General features: G+C 71.8%; 18 protein-coding genes. 4 read left to right on the plus strand and 14 right to left on the minus strand.

Going from position 1 to position 17,072, the window contains the following annotated elements:
- Positions 1 to 10 precede the first annotated feature (10 nt).
- From ACF1G2_RS05005 to ACF1G2_RS05040, 8 genes are all read right to left on the minus strand, one after another.
- Positions 11 to 1,027 carry a TIGR03842 family LLM class F420-dependent oxidoreductase gene (locus ACF1G2_RS05005; RefSeq protein WP_391796885.1) on the minus strand — a complete coding sequence of 339 codons (1,017 nt, stop codon included), beginning with the start codon at positions 1,025 to 1,027 and terminating at the stop codon, positions 11 to 13.
- A 12-nt stretch (positions 1,028 to 1,039) separates the two neighbouring features.
- Entirely contained in the window at positions 1,040 to 2,443 is a 1,404-nt protein-coding gene (gene hydA / locus ACF1G2_RS05010) for a dihydropyrimidinase (RefSeq protein ID WP_391796886.1), read from the minus strand.
- A 28-nt stretch (positions 2,444 to 2,471) separates the two neighbouring features.
- On the minus strand, positions 2,472 to 3,752 hold the full coding sequence (locus tag ACF1G2_RS05015; RefSeq protein ID WP_391796887.1) for an aspartate aminotransferase family protein: 1,281 nt from the start codon (positions 3,750 to 3,752) through the stop codon (positions 2,472 to 2,474).
- Positions 3,749 to 4,591, minus strand: coding sequence for a nitrilase-related carbon-nitrogen hydrolase (locus ACF1G2_RS05020; RefSeq protein WP_391796888.1), 843 nt, complete (start codon positions 4,589 to 4,591; stop codon positions 3,749 to 3,751). The genes ACF1G2_RS05015 and ACF1G2_RS05020 overlap by 4 nt, the downstream gene beginning before the upstream one ends.
- A gap of 315 nt (positions 4,592 to 4,906) precedes the next feature.
- Positions 4,907 to 5,542, minus strand: coding sequence for a hypothetical protein (locus ACF1G2_RS05025; RefSeq protein WP_391796889.1), 636 nt, complete (start codon positions 5,540 to 5,542; stop codon positions 4,907 to 4,909).
- A complete protein-coding gene (locus ACF1G2_RS05030; protein ID WP_391796890.1) occupies positions 5,476 to 6,276 on the minus strand; it encodes a hypothetical protein in 801 nt (266 codons plus the stop codon). The genes ACF1G2_RS05025 and ACF1G2_RS05030 overlap by 67 nt, the downstream gene beginning before the upstream one ends.
- 154 nt (positions 6,277 to 6,430) lie before the next feature.
- Positions 6,431 to 6,811: a PPOX class F420-dependent oxidoreductase gene (locus ACF1G2_RS05035; RefSeq protein ID WP_391796891.1), complete on the minus strand. Its 381-nt coding sequence runs from the start codon at positions 6,809 to 6,811 to the stop codon at positions 6,431 to 6,433.
- A gap of 19 nt (positions 6,812 to 6,830) precedes the next feature.
- Positions 6,831 to 7,082 carry a helix-turn-helix domain-containing protein gene (locus ACF1G2_RS05040; protein ID WP_391796892.1) on the minus strand — a complete coding sequence of 84 codons (252 nt, stop codon included), beginning with the start codon at positions 7,080 to 7,082 and terminating at the stop codon, positions 6,831 to 6,833.
- Positions 7,083 to 7,115: 33 nt separating this feature from the next.
- Here ACF1G2_RS05040 and map point away from each other — a divergent pair, with 33 nt between their 5' ends.
- Positions 7,116 to 7,883 (plus strand): type I methionyl aminopeptidase, encoded by a 768-nt coding sequence (gene map, locus ACF1G2_RS05045; protein ID WP_391796893.1) that lies wholly within the window; start codon positions 7,116 to 7,118, stop codon positions 7,881 to 7,883.
- A gap of 80 nt (positions 7,884 to 7,963) precedes the next feature.
- Here map and ggt read toward each other — a convergent pair whose 3' ends face one another.
- On the minus strand, positions 7,964 to 9,769 hold the full coding sequence (gene ggt, locus ACF1G2_RS05050) for a gamma-glutamyltransferase (RefSeq protein WP_391796894.1): 1,806 nt from the start codon (positions 9,767 to 9,769) through the stop codon (positions 7,964 to 7,966).
- A gap of 104 nt (positions 9,770 to 9,873) precedes the next feature.
- Between ggt and ACF1G2_RS05055 the strand changes: the two genes are divergently transcribed.
- Positions 9,874 to 10,641 carry a hypothetical protein gene (locus ACF1G2_RS05055; protein WP_391796895.1) on the plus strand — a complete coding sequence of 256 codons (768 nt, stop codon included), beginning with the start codon at positions 9,874 to 9,876 and terminating at the stop codon, positions 10,639 to 10,641.
- On the opposite strand, the gene ACF1G2_RS05060 is transcribed toward ACF1G2_RS05055, so the two are convergent.
- Both ACF1G2_RS05060 and ACF1G2_RS05065 read right to left on the minus strand, forming a co-directional pair.
- Positions 10,613 to 11,848 (minus strand): cytochrome P450, encoded by a 1,236-nt coding sequence (locus ACF1G2_RS05060; protein WP_391796896.1) that lies wholly within the window; start codon positions 11,846 to 11,848, stop codon positions 10,613 to 10,615. The two genes, ACF1G2_RS05055 and ACF1G2_RS05060, sit on opposite strands and share 29 nt — an antisense overlap.
- Before the next feature lie 49 nt (positions 11,849 to 11,897).
- Positions 11,898 to 12,311, minus strand: a complete 414-nt coding sequence (locus ACF1G2_RS05065; RefSeq protein ID WP_391796897.1) for a hypothetical protein — start codon at positions 12,309 to 12,311, stop codon at positions 11,898 to 11,900.
- Between the two features lie 160 nt (positions 12,312 to 12,471).
- Between ACF1G2_RS05065 and ACF1G2_RS05070 the strand changes: the two genes are divergently transcribed.
- Positions 12,472 to 13,644: an Ig-like domain-containing protein gene (locus tag ACF1G2_RS05070; RefSeq protein ID WP_391796898.1), complete on the plus strand. Its 1,173-nt coding sequence runs from the start codon at positions 12,472 to 12,474 to the stop codon at positions 13,642 to 13,644.
- 123 nt (positions 13,645 to 13,767) lie between these two features.
- Positions 13,768 to 15,321 carry a CocE/NonD family hydrolase gene (locus tag ACF1G2_RS05075; RefSeq protein ID WP_391796899.1) on the plus strand — a complete coding sequence of 518 codons (1,554 nt, stop codon included), beginning with the start codon at positions 13,768 to 13,770 and terminating at the stop codon, positions 15,319 to 15,321.
- Positions 15,322 to 15,373: 52 nt separating this feature from the next.
- On the opposite strand, the gene ACF1G2_RS05080 is transcribed toward ACF1G2_RS05075, so the two are convergent.
- The 3 genes from ACF1G2_RS05080 to ACF1G2_RS05090 form a co-directional block, all read right to left on the minus strand.
- Entirely contained in the window at positions 15,374 to 15,574 is a 201-nt protein-coding gene (locus ACF1G2_RS05080) for a hypothetical protein (RefSeq protein ID WP_391796900.1), read from the minus strand.
- A gap of 149 nt (positions 15,575 to 15,723) precedes the next feature.
- Positions 15,724 to 16,158: a DUF6278 family protein gene (locus ACF1G2_RS05085; protein WP_391796901.1), complete on the minus strand. Its 435-nt coding sequence runs from the start codon at positions 16,156 to 16,158 to the stop codon at positions 15,724 to 15,726.
- A gap of 78 nt (positions 16,159 to 16,236) precedes the next feature.
- Positions 16,237 to 17,016: an exodeoxyribonuclease III gene (locus ACF1G2_RS05090; protein WP_391796902.1), complete on the minus strand. Its 780-nt coding sequence runs from the start codon at positions 17,014 to 17,016 to the stop codon at positions 16,237 to 16,239.
- Positions 17,017 to 17,072 lie beyond the last annotated feature (56 nt).

A 17,072-nucleotide genomic window follows, 5' to 3' on the forward strand; every position in this document is an offset into this window, starting at 1 on the left:
CCTCCCGGGGCTAGGCGTTGAGAGCGGGGATGACGTCGGAGCCGTACGCGTCGATCGTCACCTCCCGCGCGTCGTGCATGTTGTAGACGGCGAACTGGTCGACGCCGAGCTCCCGCAGCCTCCTCAGCTTCTCGACGTGCGCCTCGGCCGGGCCGAGGAGGCAGAAGCGGTCCACGATCTCGTCGGGGACGAAGTCCGTGGAGGGGTTCCCGGCGCGGCCGTGGTGGCTGTAGTCGTAGCCGTGCCGGTCCTTGATGTACGCGGTGAGCGCGTCCGGAACCATGCCGGAGTGCTCGCCGTACTTGGCGACCAGGTCGGCGACGTGGTTGCCGACCATGCCGCCGAACCACCTGCACTGGTCGCGCGCGTGGGCCAGCGCCTCGGGCGAGTCGTCGGCGGTGACGTACGCGGGGGCGGCGACGCAGATCGCGAGCGCGTCGGGGTCACGGCCCGCGTCCACCGCCGCCTGACGGACCGCCTTCACCATCCACTCGGTGAGGAACGGGTCGGCGAGCTGGAGGATGAAGCCGTCCGCCTTCTGTCCGGCGAGCGCCAGCGCCTTCGGGCCGTACGCGGCCATCCAGACCGGCAGCTTCCCGCCCGCCACCCAGGGGATGCGGACCGGGTTGCCGTCCACGAGCGCCTCGCGCCCCTCGGCGAGGTCGCGGATGACGTCGATGGCCTCGCCGAGCCTGGCCAGGGTGTTGGGCCTGCGCCCCGCGACGCGCATGGCGGAGTCGCCGCGGCCGATGCCGCAGACGGTCCGGTTGCCGTACATGTCGTTGAGCGTGGCGAAGGTGGAGGCCGTCACCTCCCACGTCCGCGTCCCCGGATTCGTCACCATCGGGCCGACGTGGAGCTTGGTGGTGTGTTCGAGGATGCGGCTGTAGATGACGAAGGGCTCCTGCCAGAGCACGGCGGAGTCGAAGGTCCAGCCGTAGCGGAAGCCGTTGCGCTCCGCGCGGCGCATCAGGCCGACGACTTCGGAGGCGGGCGGGTCGGTCTGCAGGACGAGTCCGAAGTCCACGTCGTGGTTCTCCTAGTTCAGGTACTGACAGGTGGATCGCGGCGTGAAGGCTCCGTGCCCGGCGCGCCCGGTGAACTTCCTCTGGTCGATGACGAGTTCGCCGCGCGAGAGGACGGTCTCGACCTGGCCGGTGACAGTCTTCCCCTCGTACGCCGAGTAGTCGACGTTCATGTGGTGGGTCTCCGCCGACAGCGTCTGGACGGTGTGCGGGTCGTAGATCACGACGTCCGCGTCCGCGCCCGGCGCGATCGTGCCCTTCTGCGGGTACAGGCCGAACATCCGGGCCGGCGTGGCGCAGGCGATCTCGATCCAGCGGCGGCGGCTGATGTGCCCGTCGACGACGGCCTGGTGGAGCAGGTCCATCCGGTTCTCCACCCCCGGAAGGCCGTTGGGGATCTTGGAGAAGTCGCCCCGGCCCAGCTCCTTCTGGCCGACGAAGCAGAAGGGGCAGTGGTCGGTGGAGACGACCTGGAGGTCGTTGGTCCGCAGCCCGCGCCAGAGGGCCGCCTGGTGCTCCTTCGGCCTGAGCGGGGTCGAGCAGACGTACTTGGCGCCCTCGAAGCCCGGCTCGGCGAGGTTGTCGGTGGAGAGGAAGAGGTACTGCGGGCAGGTCTCGCCGAAGACCGGCAGCCCCTTGTCCCGGGCCGCCGCCAGCTCCGCGACCGCCTCCTCCGCCGAGACGTGGACCACGTACAGCGGCGCTCCGGCGACCCGTGCGAGCTGGATCGCCCGGTGGGTGGCCTCGGCCTCCAGGAGGACCTTGCGGACCTCGCCGTGGTAGCGGGGGTCGGTCTCGCCGCGGGCAAGGGCCTGCTCGACCAGGACGTCGATGGCGATGCCGTTCTCGGCGTGCATCATGATGAGCCCGCCGTCGTCGGCGGCCTGCTGCATCGCCCGCAGGATCTGGCCGTCGTCCGAGTAGAAGACCCCCGGATACGCCATGAACAGCTTGAACGAGCTGACGCCCTCCTGGACGAGCCGGTCCATCTCCTTGAGCGTCGACTCGTTGACGTCCGACATGATCATGTGGAAGCCGTAGTCGATGGCGCACTGCCCGTCGGCCTTGGCGTACCAGGCGTCGAGCCCTTCGCGCAGGGAGCGGCCTACGCTCTGGACGGCGAAGTCGACGATGGTGGTCGTGCCGCCCCAGGCGGCGGCCCTGGTGCCGGTCTCGAAGGTGTCGGCGGCGAAGGTGCCGCCGAACGGCAGCTCCATGTGGGTGTGCGCGTCGACGCCGCCCGGGATGACGTAGCGGTCGGTGGCGTCGATGGTGCGGTCGGCGGTCCATCCGGCGGCCGCGTCGGAACCGTGCGCGGCGAGCGCGGCGATCCGGCCGTCCTCGATCAGGACGTCTGCGTGGATCTCGTCGGCGGCGGTGACGACGAGGCCGCCGCGGATGAGGGTGCGGGTGGTCACGGGTGTCCCCCTGGCTGGATGCGGTGAACTACAGGGAGCGGAGGGCCTGTTCGAGGATGTCCGCGCCCTCCTCTGCCTCGGCTGCGGTGAGCGAGAGCGGTGGCGCGATCCGCAGCGAGCTGGTGTTGTGACCGCCGCCCTTGCCGATGAGCAGCCCGTTCTCGCGGGCGGACTCGAGGACGGCGGCGGCCGCCGCCGGGTCGGCCTCGTCGGTGCCCGGCCGGGTGAGCTCGATGCCGATCATCAGGCCGCGGCCGCGTACCTCGCGTACGGCGTCGACGGAGGCGCCGACGGCCCGCAGCCGCTCGATCAGCAGCCCCCCGACGCGCCGGGCGTTGCCCTGCAGGTCGTGTTCGAGGAGGTAGCCGAGGTTGGCGAGACCCGCGGCCATGGTGACCGGCGAACCGCCGAAGGTGGAGATGGAGTTGGCGTCGAGACAGTTCATGATCTCGGCGCGGGCGACGACCCCGCCGACCGACATGCCGTTGCCGATGCCCTTGGCGAAGGTGAGGATGTCCGGCGGACCCGCCTGGTCGTGAGCCTGCCAGCCCCAGAAGTGGTCGCCGGTGCGGCCCCAGCCGGTCTGCACCTCGTCGGAGACCCAGAGGATGCCGTGCCGGTCGAGGACGCGCCGGAACGCGGCGTAGAGCCCGTCGGGCGGGGAGGTGAAGCCGCCGACGCCCTGGATGGGTTCGGCGATGAGCGCGGCGACGTCACGGGTGTGTCCGAGGAGGTCTTCGAGGTCGGCGACGCAGGCGTCGACGAACCGCTCGTCGCTGTACTGCGCGTACGGTCCGCGGGTGCGGACGCCGCCGTGCACGTACAGGGTCTGGAGCGGGGAGAGGCCTGTCGGCGACCAGGCGCGGTTGCCGGTGATGCCGACGGTGGAGAACGAGCGGCCGTGGTAGCTGTTGCGCATCGCCAGGATCTGGTTGGAGCGGCGGTACGCGGTGGCGAGCAGCAGGGCCGTGTCGTTGGCCTCGGTTCCGGAGGTGGTGAAGAAGACGCGGGCGTCCGGGATGCCGGAGAGGGCCGCGATGCGCTCGGCGAGCTCCACCATGGGCCGGTTGAGGTAGAGCGTGGAGGAGTGGATGATCCGGCCGGCCTGCTCGGCGACGGCCTTGGTGACCTCGGGCACGGCATGGGCGGTCATGGTGGTGAGGATGCCGCCGAAGAAGTCGAGGTAGCGGGTGCCCTCGGCGTCCCAGACGTGGCGGCCCTCGCCGTGGGTGATCTCGATGGGGTCCTTGTAGTAGAGGGCGACCCAGTCGGGGATCACCGCGCGATGGCGGTCGTAGAGGCCGGTCACGGCTGCACCAGCCCGTCGTAGGCGTCCGGGCGCCGGTCCCGGTAGAAGGCCCACTGCTGGCGGACCTCCTCGATGACCCCGAAGTCGAGGTCGCGGACGACGAGTTCCTCCGTCTTGTCCGAGGCGGTGTCGCCGACGAACCGGCCGCGGGGGTCGACGAAGTAGCTGGTGCCGTAGAAGTCGTTGTCGCCGTACTCCTCGATCCCGACACGGTTGATGGCGGCGACGAAGTACTCGTTGGCGACCGCGGCGGCCGGCTGCTCGAGTTGCCAGAGGTAGGAGGAGAGCCCCCGGTGGGTGGCCGACGGGTTGTACACCAACTGGGCTCCGTTGAGGCCCAGTTGCCGCCAGCCCTCGGGGAAGTGGCGGTCGTAGCAGATGTAGACGCCGACCTTGCCCACGGCGGTGTCGAAGACCGGCCAGCCGAGGTTGCCGGGGCGGAAGTAGTACTTCTCCCAGAACCCCTTGACCTGGGGAATGTGGTGCTTGCGGTACTTGCCGAGGTAGGAGCCGTCGGCGTCGATGACGGCGGCGGTGTTGTAGTAGAAACCGGCGCCTTCGACCTCGAAGACCGGGACGACGATCACCATGCCGGTCTCGCGGGCCAGCTCCTTCATCCGCGTGACGGTCGGGCCGTCGGGGACGGGCTCGGCCCAGCGGTAGTGCTCGGGTTCCTGGACCTGGCAGAAGTAGGGGGCGTTGAAGACCTCCTGGAACCCGATGACCTTGGCGCCCTGCCGGGCCGCCTCACGGGCGTGCTCCTCATGCTTGGCGATCATGGATTCGGTGTCGCCGGTCCAGGTCGCCTGGACGAGTGCGGCGCGTACGACGTCGGTCATGAGCTGCTCCTTCGGCGCGGCGTCAGAGAGCCTCTACGCACGTAGACACGGTGCGTAGGAGGAGAACGTAAGCCCCGTCACACCCCGGAGCAAGACCACCGCCGTGAACCGCCGGAGTCGATCATGTTTCATACCCGACTGGTCCATGTCGGACACGCACCGACACGATCGGGTTGACGTACGAGCGGTTGCCACCGGTCACGCGGCGCCTACGAATCGGCTCGGGGCGGGCACGGACCGGGCTCGGGGCCGGGCTCGGGGCCGGGCTCGGGGCCGGGCTCGGGGCCGGGCTCGACACCGGGCCCGGATCCGGGGTCAGGCGCCCGCGAGGCCCGCCACGCGCAGGGCGTGGGCCAGGTCGCGCCCGAGGGCCGGGGAGATCGCGGCGGCGGCGGTGCGGAGTTGGGGGATCAACGTCTGCGGGTCGGCGGCGGCGAGGTGGGCGGCGTCCACGGGCGTACGGACCCGAAGGAAGGCGGTGAGCAGGGCCTGGGCCTCGCGGTGGTGCCCTTCGGCGTGCAGCGCGGCGCACGCGCCCGCGAGTTCGCCGACCGGGCGGGCGACTCCCTGCCGCAGCAGCTGCTCGCAGTCCTCGGAGCGGCCCGCGTCGGCGAGCGCCCCGGCGACGGCGGCGAGCCGCTCGGGCGGCAGCAGCGCCGCCTCCCACAGGAGCGTGGACCAGTCGGCGCCGAGGCCGGCCCGGTGCAGCTCCGCGGCGAGCGCGGGGAGCCAGGCGGGCGGCCCGGAGACGGCCTCGCAGAGCAGTGCGTGCGCCTCGCCGCTCCGCCCCTGGGAGCGCAGTCGCTGGAGCGCGTAGACCGCGTTCCCGGCCGCGCGGGCCGCCTCGGCGGCGGGAACGGGGTCGGGGGCGACGGGCTCCTCGACTACCCCGAACCTGGCCCCGCGCGGCGCCGTGCCGGCCGCCGGCAGGTCGGGCACGGTCGCGGGCACCGGTACGCCCTCCCCGCCCGACTCGACCCCACCGAGCCACGCGTACCGCGCGCCCCCCGCCTTCCGCCGTGACGCGGGGGCGGGGGCGGGGAGGCGGCGGCCTCAGGGGTGGTGTCAGGCGCCGGGCCCGCGCCGGATCGCCGGGCGCCGGAGGCGGATGCCGGGCCGGAAGCGTGCGCCGGCCCGGAAGCGGACGGGAAGCCGGAGGCGGGACCGGAGACGGAGCCGGACCCATGGTCCGTGCCGGGCCCGGAGACGGAGCCGGGGGCCCCTTCGGGCCTGAGCGCCGCCAGGCGGGACGTGAGGTCCGCGATGCGGGCGGTCGCGCGGGCGTGGTCGTCCCGGCTCCAGGCCAGTTCGCCGTCGATCCGGTCGGCGTCCGGGGTGCCCCGCGCCTCCCTCAGCGCGGCGTCCAGCTCCTGGGCGCGGGCCTCGGCGTACCGCCGCTCGCGCTCCATCGCCTCCAGGCGCCCGCGCAGCGCCTCCGCCCCGCCCGGCCGCCGGTCGTGCGCCGCCGCGGCCGCGCGGTGCAGGACCCGCGCCCGGGTGGCCTGCGGCCCGGACGCCGACTCTCCCAGATCGTGGAGCAGCGACTCGACGACGTCCCAGGGCGGGATCTCCGTACCGTCGAAGCAGGCCCGCAGACCTTCCGGGTCACGGCCGGCGAAGACGCCGTACCAGCCTTCGCCCGGCACCAGGCTCGCCGCAAGGCCTCTGAGGTAGCGCGCGAACACGCCTACCTCCGCCGGGAGTTGATACACCGTCATATCGTCTGCACCGCCCGCGCACTCGACTGGGCCCTTCCGGTCCGGGGGTATTCGACCCCAGTCGTGTTACGGGACGGCTACGGACTGTTTTCGTCCGTCGCCCGCTCCGGTGGCGAACGGGTCAGAAGCTCACCGCTATCCCGGTGTGCGGCCGCTTGCCCAGCCGGGCGATCGTCGCGGGCCAGTCGACGAGCCAGAACTGCCAGGTGTACTTGCGCGAGAGGAGCTTCCGCACCCGTCGCAGCTCCTCGCCCTCCAGGAGCCGGCCGGAGCCCTCCAGGCGCACCGCATCCTCCGCGACGTTCCCGCGCACGTCGCATACGGCGACGACGGTCCGCGGGTCGTTCCGCAGCCGCTTGACCTTCCAGGAGTCGGTACGGGTCCAGGCGTACAGCTCGTCGCCCTCGACCGCGTACCAGACCGGCGTGGCGACACCGGTGCCGTTCCGGCGGAAGGTGGTCAGACTGACGTAGCGGCCGCGTCGCAGCTCCTCGGGAATCATGCCGCCGAGCCTAGTGGCGTCAGACCGGCACCAGCGCGCACCGGGTGACGAGGTCGTCCATCGAGAGGCCGAGGACTCCGGCGAGGGCCGCGACGGTGAAGAAGGCGGGGGTCGGGGCCCGCCCGGTCTCGATCTTGCGGAGGGTCTCGGCGGAGAGTCCCGCGGCCGCGGCGATCTCGACCATCGAGCGGCCTCCACGCGCCTCGCGCAGGATGCGGCCGAGCCGCTCGCCACGTTCGCGCTCTTCGGGGGTCAGGGGTGTGCGCACCATGCCCACCATTGTAATACCGGTATAGTAATGGGCATGGTGGAGATCAAGACGGACGAATCCCTGCGGGCCATGCGCGCCGCCGGGCGGGTGGTCGCCGAGGCGCTGGCGGCCGCACGGAAGAAGGCGGCGCCCGGCGTGACGGCGAAGGAGCTGGACCTGGCGGCGCGGGAGGTCCTCGCGACGGCCGGGGCCGGCTCGCCGTTCCTGGACTATCACCCCGACTGGGCGCCCGTGCCGTTCCCGGCGGTCGTCTGCGTCTCGGTGAACGACGCGATCGTGCACGGCATCCCGGGCGACCACCGTCTCGCGGACGGGGACCTGGTCTCCCTGGACTGCGGGGCGCTCCTCGGTGGCTGGGCGGGCGACTCCGCCGTCAGTTTCACCGTGGGCCGGGCGCGCCCCGAGGACACCCGGCTGATCGACACGGCCGACGCCGCGCTGGAGGCGGGCATCGGCGCGGCCGTCGTCGGCAACCGGATCGGCGATATCGCGCACGCGATCGGCCGGGTCTGCCGGGGCGCGGGATACGGCATCCCCGACGGTTTCGGCGGCCACGGCATCGGCCGGGCCATGCACGAGGACCCGGGCGTGCCCAACGAGGGACGCCCGGGCCGGGGCATGCCGCTGCGGCACGGCATGGTCCTCGCGATCGAGCCGATGCTGATCGGCGGCGGCGGGGACGACCACTACACGGCGCGGGACGGCTGGACGATCCGCACGATGGACGGCTCCCGCGCCGCCCACGCCGAGCACACGGTGGCCATCACGGACGACGGCCCGCGGATCCTGACGGCGCTGTAGGGCGGGGGCGGGACCTCGCGCACCGAGTCCCGCCCTCGTACGGGACGGATGCCAGGCGGGCCCGAGGGCCCGTACGCGGCCTACCCCGCCGGCCGCACCACCATCGCCGAGCCGCCGCCGCGCCGCACCTTCTCCGCCGCGGCGATCCAGCGGCCGTCCGGCAGCCGCTGGACGCCGGTGGCCGCGCCGATCTCCGGGTTCTGCCGGAAGCCGTGGCCGATGGCCTCAAGATCGGCGCGCAACGGGCTGTTCCACAGGGCCGGTTCCAGCTCCGTCGTCGTCTGGTTCCGCTGACTGGCGCGCGGGGCCGCGATGGCCTCGACGAGGGGCAGGTCCCGGTCCACGACGCCGGTCAGCGTCTGGAGCACGGTGGTGATGATGGTCGCCCCGCCCGGGGAGCCGAGCGCGAGCACCGGCCGGTCGTGGCGGTCGAGGACGATCGTCGGGGAGATCGAGGAGCGGGGGCGCTTTCCGGGACCGGGGAGGTTCGGGTCGTGGACGGCCGGGTTCGCCGGGGCGAAGGAGAAGTCGGTCAGCTCGTTGTTGAGCAGGAAGCCGCGGCCCGGGACCGTGATCCCGCTGCCGCCGGTCGACTCGATGGTCAGCGTGTACGCGACGACGTTGCCCCACTTGTCGGCCACCGTGAGGTGCGTGGTGTTCTCGCCCTCGTACGTGGTCGGCGCGGCCGTCCCTCCGCTCGCGCAGGCCGCCGGGTCGCGCGGGTCACCCGGCGCGAGGGGGCTGGTGAGCACGGCGTCGTCCCGGATCAGGCACTCCCGGGAGTCGGCGTACCGCTGTGAGAGCAGTTCCCGCGTCGGCACGTCCTCGAAGGCCGGGTCGCCGACCCAGCGGCCCCGGTCGGCGAAGGCGATCCGGCTCGCCTCGATGAAGCGGTGGAGATAGGCGGTCTGCGAGGCGGCGGAGAGGTCGGTGCGCTCCAGGATGTTGAGCGCCTCGCCGACGCTCGTGCCGCCGGACGAGGAGGGGGCCATGCCGTAGACGTCGAGGCCGCGGTAGGAGACCTTGGTGGGCCGGCGCCGTTCGGTCTCGTACGCCGCGAGGTCACGTTCCGTCAGATCGCCGGAGCGGACGACACGCGTGGCCCCCTCCCGTACCGGAGGCTTCCGAACGGTGTTGACGATGTCCCGGGCCAGCGGGCCCCGGTAGAGGGCGCCGACGCCTTCGCGGCCCAGCTTGTCGTACGTACGGGCCAGGTCGGCGTTCTTGAAGACGGAGCCGACGGCCGGGAGTTGCCCGCCCGGCAGGAAGAGCTCGGAGGAGGCGGGGAAGTCCCGGAAGCGGGCCTCGTTCGCGGCCGTCTGGGCGCGGAAGGTCGCGTCGACGGTGAAGCCGTCGCGCGCCAGGCGCTCGGCCGGTTCGAGCAGGGTACGCAGCGGCTTGGTGCCCCAGGCGTCGAGCGCGGCCTCCCAGGTGGCGGGCGTGCCGGGGGTCCCGACGCCCCGGCCGCTGGTCATGCCCTCCTCGAAGGGGATGGGAGCGCCGTTCTCCACGAAGAGGTTCGCGTCCGCGGAGGCGGGCGCGGTCTCGCGGCCGTCGATCGTGCGGACGGTCCGGGTCCTGGCGTCGTAGTGGACGAAGAACCCGCCACCGCCGATGCCCGCCGAGTACGGCTCGGTGACGCCGAGGGCCGCGGCCACGGCGACGGCCGCGTCGACGGCGTTGCCGCCCCTGCGGAGCACCTCGATTCCGGCGGCGGAGGCGTCGGCGTCGACACTGGCGACGGCTCCGCCGTACCCGACGGCGACGGGTTCCTTCACGGGGGGCGCCGGCGGTGTGGGGCCGGCCGGTGGCGCCGCGGCCCCCACGGAGAGCACCGTCACGGCGACGGCGAGCAGAGAGACCTTCCGAGCGGTGGAGCGTCCCACTTGTACCTCCAGTCGACGACCGTCCGCGCAGCGTAACTTCCGTCCCGCCCTCGCGTCAGGACCGCCTCGAACACCGGTGCGCCGGGCCGCTAGCATGCGCCCCCATGAATGAAGACCTGCGCAATGTCGTGCTGGGGGTCCTGGCGACCGGGGTCAGCGCCTCACTGGGCTGGCTGGCCCGGACCTATCTCTGGCGCCGGAAGCTCCGGCGCAAGCAGGCGTTCTTCGGGCTGACCGACGGTTCCGAGTGCCTGCTGGTGATGAACCGCAAGGCGGGCGGCGAGCGGACGGTGCACAGCATCGACGTCTCCGCCCTGCTCGAACTCTCGGCCCTGATCAAGGACTGCGGGGCGCGGCCTGCGATCGTCCAGCACGACGAGGCACGCCAGGGTCTCGGGGATCGCGCGGAGTTCTGCGTCGGCGGACCGTCGTCGAACCGCCGGATGGCGGCGCATCTCTCGTCCCTGCTGCCGGGCCTGACGATGACCGTGGAGCCGGACCCGGTCGCGCACCGCGGGAAGGTCACGGTCGGGGGCGAGACGTACCGGCTCACGAAGGGGGTGACCGAGTACGTGGTCCTCGCACGCCTCACCGGAGGGGACGGGGGACGGCCGGTCTTCCTCTTCTGCGGCCAGACCGCGGTGACCAATCAGGCGGCGGCCCGTCATCTGGCACGGCATCACGAGAAGTTGGCGCGCAAGTACGGCGCCGGGCCTTTCGTGCTGCTCCTCAAGGTGGTCAACTCCGACGCGTACGGCCCCGATGTGGTGGAGCTGGTCGCCGATGTCACGCGGGCGGCGCGGACGGAGCCGCCCCGGCCGGCCGAGCAGGCCGAGGCCCCTGCTACCGCACCCGAACCGGCAGGGTCTTGACGCCGTTGATGAAGTTGGAGACGAGGCGCCGGGGCGGCGCGGTGAGCGTGAGGTCGTCCAGGGTGTCGCGTACCTCCTCGTGAAGGACGCGGAGCTGGAGCCGGGCGAAGTGGGCGCCGAGGCAGACGTGCGGGCCCTCTCCGAAGGAGACGTGCGGATTCGGGGTCCGGTCCAGGTCGAGGCGGTGGGGGTCGGTGAAGACGCGTTCGTCGTGGTTGGCGGAGGCGTGGAAGACGACGACCTTGTCACCTGCGGCGACGGGCCGGCCGGCGAGTTCGGTGTCGCGGACGGCGGTGCGGCGGAACGAGAGCACGGGCGGGTGCCACCGCAGCAGCTCGTCGACGGCCCGTCCGACGCCGGTCTCGCCGCTCCAGAGGCGCCGCCGTTCGTCCGGGTGCTCGGCGAGGGCGAGCAGCCCGCCGGGGGCGGCGCTGCGGACCGTGTCGTTGCCGGCGACGGTCAGCAGGAAGAAGAACATCTCCAGTTCGGCGGGGAGGAGTTCGGAGGTGGCGAGCGTGGTCATGATGTCGTCGGCGGGGTTCTTCCGCTTGTGGGCGGCGAGCTCCTGGGCGTAGTCGAACATCTCGGCGAGCATGGTGGGCGACCGGGGATTGACGGGCAGGCCCCGTTCGTCGAGGACGGGCGGCTCGTCGGGGTCCTGGTAGGCGATGACCCGCTCGGTCCAGCCGAGCAGCAGACCGCGGTCGCTCGCCGGTACGCCGAGCAGGTCGGTGAGGTTGAGGAGCGCGTAGTCGTCGGTGACGGCGTGGACGAGGTCGACCTCGGGGCCGGCGTCGACGGCTGCCGTCAGCAGCTCGCGGGCGCGCGCCCGCGCGGTCGCGGCGAACCGTTCGATCCGCCCGGGCGTGAAGGCGCGGCTGACCAGCCGCCGCAGCCGGCCGTGTCGCGGGGGGTCCTGGTTGAGCATCATCCGCCGGATGAACGGCAGATCGGCCGGGTCGGGGTCGCGGATCTGGGTGGCGCCGAGATGTGAGGAGTAGTCGGCGGAGTCCTTGAGCACCCGTACGACGTCGGCGTGGCGCGTCACGGCCCAGAACCCGGGTCCGGCGGGCCAGCCGAGGACTTCGTACTCCTCCTGCCAGGCGACGGGCCACCGCTCACGCAGCACCCGGAAGACCTTGTGCGGGATCCCGCCGGCGTAGATCCGCGGGTCGAAGACGTCGGGTACGCCGCTGTCGCTGTCCACGCCCCATAGCTTGGGGCGGCCGCCGCCGGAATTCCAGATCCCCGGGGCGTCACGCCTCGGAGCGGCTCCACAGAGTCAGGTCACTGCTGGTCGCGACGGCCAGGGTCCGCCCGGAGAGCGAGAAGCCGACGGCGCGCAGTTCCGACCAGGTGGAGTGGAAGACGTGCCACCACTTCTCGCCGTGCGGGCCGGAGTGGGGCATGCCTCCGTCGGCGCTCAGCAGGACCCGTTCGTTCGGCCAGTCGGGGCCGACGACCTCGACGTGCCACCCGCCGGAGGCAGTGGAGTGCAGCCCTCCTCCGTACAGCCCGGCGATCCGCACCCGCGTCCCGGCGAGCGGCCCGAGCCCCGGGCAGGTGAGGTCCGGTCCCTCGGGGATCTCGCCCTCGGGGTCCTGGTCACGAGCGATCCGCTCCCCGGTGGTGGCGTCGAACACCCCGCGCCCGGCGTGGGAGACGACCATCACGAGGTCTCCCCCACGTTCCGGATCCCCCCGAACCCGATCCCGACGCGTATCGCCCATCTCACATCCGACATCGGCGAAATAGTCCACCTATTCGGAACCGATCACGGTCACCGGCACTCTCACCCCGCGTAAGAGATCACCACCGGAGGTCGTCCTCGTGAACCGCATACCCGTGCCCGCCCTGCTCGTCACCGCCGCCCTGACCCTGGGGCTCTGTGCGTGTTCCGGCGGATCGGGTGGAGCGGGCGGCCCAGGGGGTGACGACAAGCAGGCTCCGCCGAAGACGCGGATCTCGGTGAACCTGACCGGGGACAAGGCCCGGGCCGGCGAGCCCGTCACCGTGACGCTGGCCGAGGGCGAGCGGCTCACGGAGGTGAACGTCACCGACTCCAAGGGTGCCCGGCTGGAGGGGAAGGTGGCGGCCGACGGGAAGAGCTGGACGTCCGCGCGGCGGGCGGCACCCGGGACGGCGTACGCGATCGAGGCGCGGGACGCCGCCGGGGGCAGCGCGAAGGCGGATTTCACCACCGCCGCCCCCGACAAGGTCAACAAGCTGACCCTGGCCCCCGGGAAGAACACCACCGTCGGCATCGCCCAGCCGCTGTCGATCGTGTTCGACCACCCGGTGAAGAACAAGGCGGACGTCGAGAAGCACCTCAGGGTCACCACCTCGAACGACACCGAGGGCTCGTGGGGCTGGATGCAGGACTGGTCCGGCAAGGACCGGGTCGACTGGCGGCCGAAGGAGTACTGGAAGTCCGGGACGAAGGTGACGCTCGACGCCACGCTGAGCGGGATCGACTCCGGCGTCGGCGGCTGGTTCGTACGCGACTACACCACCACGTTCACGATCGGCCGGAGCCAGCTGGTCAAGGTGGATCTCGACAGCCACCGGCTCAGGCTGCTGCGGGACGGGCAGACGGTCAAGGACGTGCCGATGTCGGCCGGCACACCGGGCGGCGAGAAGGCGTCCTGGCGCGGGAAGACCGTCCTGATGTCGAAGGAGGGCACCATCAACATGCGTTCCGAGACCGTCGGCCTCGGTGACGCGTACGACAAGATGGTCGACTACTCGATGCGCCTGACCTGGTCGGGGATGTACGCCCACGCGGCCCCCTGGAACGCCGCGTACTTCGGCAGCGCCAACAGGAGCTCCGGCTGCATCGGCATGAGCGACGCGAACGCGCGGAGTGTGTACGACGCGGTGCAGGTCGGCGACCCCTTCGAGATCACCGGCTCGGACGCCAAGGGGACTCAGGCCCTGAACAACGGCTACGGCGAGTGGAACCTCTCCTGGGCCGAGTGGCAGGCCAAGAGCGCGCTGCGCTGATCTCGCGTTCAACAATCGTTACCCTCGCGTAACTTACCGACCAGTTACCCCAGGTAAGTCTGGCCGGTTACCGTCGGGTCACTTTGCACTGTCCCCACCAGTGACACGAGTGAGGAGTGACCCGTGCGTACATCTCTCGTCTTCGCCGTCTCGGCCGCCCTGGTGGCCGGGACGGCCCTCGGGCTCGCCCCCGCCGCCCACGCCGCGGAGTCCGGCACGTCCGTACGCTTCGTCGACATCGCCGGCGACGGCGGCACCGTCCTCAAGGCCAACGTCGTCACCCCCGCCGGTGCCGACGGTTCGGCCCGCTACCCCGTGATCGTGCTCCCCACCAGCTGGGCCATGCCCCAGATCGAGTACCTGGCACAGGCTCAGAAGCTCGCCGACTCCGGCTACGTCGTGGTGAGTTACAACTCGCGCGGCTTCTGGCAGTCCGGTGGCCAGATCGAGACCGCGGGGCCCAAGGACGTGGCCGACGCGTCCAAGGTCATCGACTGGGCCCTGGCCCACACCCCCGCCGACCCCGCGAAGGTCGGTATGGCGGGCGTCAGTTACGGCGCCGGGATCAGCCTCCTCGCCGCCGCGCACGACGACCGGATCAAGGCCGTCACGGCCCTCAGCGGCTGGGCCGACCTCATCGAGTCCATCTACAGCGGTCGCACCCAGCACCGCCAGGCCGCCGGGCTGCTCGGCGGCGCGGGCTACCTCACCGGCCGCCCGGGACCCGAACTCCAGCAGATCCTGGGCGACTTCCTCTCCTCCAACCTCGCCAAGGAGGGGGAGATGATCGAATGGGGCAGGAAGCGCTCCGCGGTCACCTACCTCGACCGGATCAACGCCAACGGCGCGGCGATCATGCTCGGCAACGCCTGGGGCGACACGATCTTCCCGCCCAACCAGTACGCCTCCTTCTACGAGAGGCTCCAGGGTCCCAAGCGCCTGGAGTTCCGCCCCGGCGACCACGCCACCGCCGAGGCCACCGGCCTGCTCGGGCTGCCCAACGACACCTGGACGAGCGCCCACCGCTGGTTCGACCACCATCTCAAGGGCGCCGACAACGGCATCGACCGCGAACAGCCCGTCCAGCTCAAGTCCCGTTCCACCGGGGGCTACGAGGGCTACCCGGACTGGAAGTCGGTCGGGGCGAACGAGCGGAAGTTCGCGCTCGGCTCCACCCAGCGGATCCGGGCGAACGTCGACTCCGGCGCCAACGGCGGAGTCGTGATGCTCACCAACCTCCTGGACCAGCTGTTCAGGACCCCACCCGTGGCCTCCGTCCCCCTGCTCCCCCGCGCCTTCGCCGGCGTATGGCAGTCCGAGCGCCACGGCACGTCCCAGAAGGTGCGCGGCACGGTGAAGGTGCACACCACGGTCACCTCCACGAAGGAGAGCGGCACCCTCGTCGCGTACCTCTACGACGTGGGCCCGCTCGGCCTCGGCAAGCTGGTCACCAATGCCCCGTACACCTTCCACGGCAAGACGCCCGGCACACCGTTCGGCGTCGACCTGGAGCTGTTCTCCACGGCCTACGACGTGCCCGCCGGACACCGTCTCGCCCTGGTCGTCGACACCGTCGACCCGCTCTACATCGAGCACAACCCGACCGGCGCACAGCTGACCTTCTCCTCCCCGGAGTCCGACCCCTCGTACGTGGCGGTTCCCCTGCGGGCGGAGTGATCACCGGCTGCTGCCGGGCGGGCATGGCTCCCTGCGCGCTGCTGCGCGGCGGCTAGGTCCCCTTGGCGGGGCCCCCGCCCGGCAGCAGCGTCCCTGGTTCGGCCGGAGCGAGCTCGACGGCCTGCGTGCGCTCGCGGACTCCGGTCTGCGCCAGCGATACGTCGGCGGTGAGAGTGGTCCCCCGCAGCACGTGCGACGCGCCGCGGTACTTGGTGACGTCACGTAGCTCGATCAACAGATCGGCGACCGCCATACGCTCCCCTGCCCCCTTTTCGGCACTGTCGAGGTCAGCGCAAACTATCCACCCCAAAAGGGGCTTCACGGTCGACACGCAAAAAACCGGTATAAGCCGTATTTACTGCAGGGAGGCGGCGCGCGGCCGGTGAGGGCCTGTGCGCCGGGTCAGAACTCGGCGGCTTCCCCGTACACCTGGGAGAGTTCGGGCGATCCGCTCATGGCCCAGTCGAGCCCCGCCTCGACGACGTTGATCTCACGTCCCGAGGCCAGTCGCACCACCGGCTGCCCGCCGGGCCACACCTGCCAGCTCGCGCCCGGCACGTTCCGCACGATGACGGTGCCCAGATAGAGCCCGGCGTCGTTGCCCAGCCAGGGCAGCTCCTCCGGATCGTCACGCCAGCGCGGCGGAAGCTGGTCGAGGGCTGCGAGCGAGCGCGGAGTGTCGTCGAGCACCACCCCGGCATCCTGGACCCTGGCGCGGAGCAGCTCGCACTCGGCGAGCAGCTCACCCACCCCCTCGGGGTCGCGGTCGAAGGCCGCGGCCAGGGAATGCTCGGCCTCATGCCGCTTTCGCCAGTTGTCCAGGAACGGGATGTTCATCCGAACAGCGTCGCATTTCACCCTCTCGTGGCACCACCCGGCGCGCGGAGATCGTCTACGGGGGCGGGTCCCGGAAGGCTAGACGTCCAGGTCGACGACGACCGGGGCGTGGTCGGACGCGCCCTTGCCCTTGCGCTCCTCGCGGTCGACGTAACTGTCCTTGACCGCGTCGGCGAACGGCTTGTTGCCGTACACCAGGTCGATGCGCATGCCGCGGTTCTTCGGGAAGCAGAGCTGGCGGTAGTCCCAGTACGTGAAGGGGTGGTCGTACTTCAGGGGGCGCGGCACCACGTCCGTGAGGCCCGTCTCGCGGAGGCCGGCCAGGGCGGCCCGCTCCGGTTCGGTGACGTGCGTGAGGCCCTCGAAGGCCGCCCGGTCCCAGACGTCGTCGTCGGTCGGCGCGATGTTGTAGTCGCCGAGGACGGCGAAGGGCCGCTCGCCCGCCGCGTCCTCCGCGACGGCCGCCCGGAGCGCCTCCAGCCAGCGGAGCTTGTACGCGTAGTGCTCGTGGGCGACCTCGCGGCCGTTCGGCACGTACACCGACCAGACGCGGACCGGGCCGCAGGTGGCGGAGATGGCCCGCGGCTCCTGCAGCGTCTCGTAGTCGGGGCCGTCGGTCAGTCCTGTGACGACGTCCTCCAGGCCGACCTTCGAGATCAGCGCCACGCCGTTCCAGCGGCCGGTGGCGTTGACCACCGACTCGTACCCGAGCTCGCGCAGCGCCTCGGAGGGGAACTGCTCGGCGGTGCACTTGGTCTCCTGGACGCACAGCACGTCCGTGCCGGTGCTCTCCAGCCAGGCCAGGAGTCGGGGCAGGCGGGCGGTGATCGAATTGACGTTCCAGGTCGCGATGCGCATGTGCGCAAGCCTAACGGCGGGGTGTGACAGTCACCGGTCCCGCGCCCGTCCCGCGC

This window comes from Streptomyces sp. NPDC013457 (assembly GCF_043089925.1).
Classification (GTDB): Bacteria; Actinomycetota; Actinomycetes; order Streptomycetales; family Streptomycetaceae; genus Streptomyces.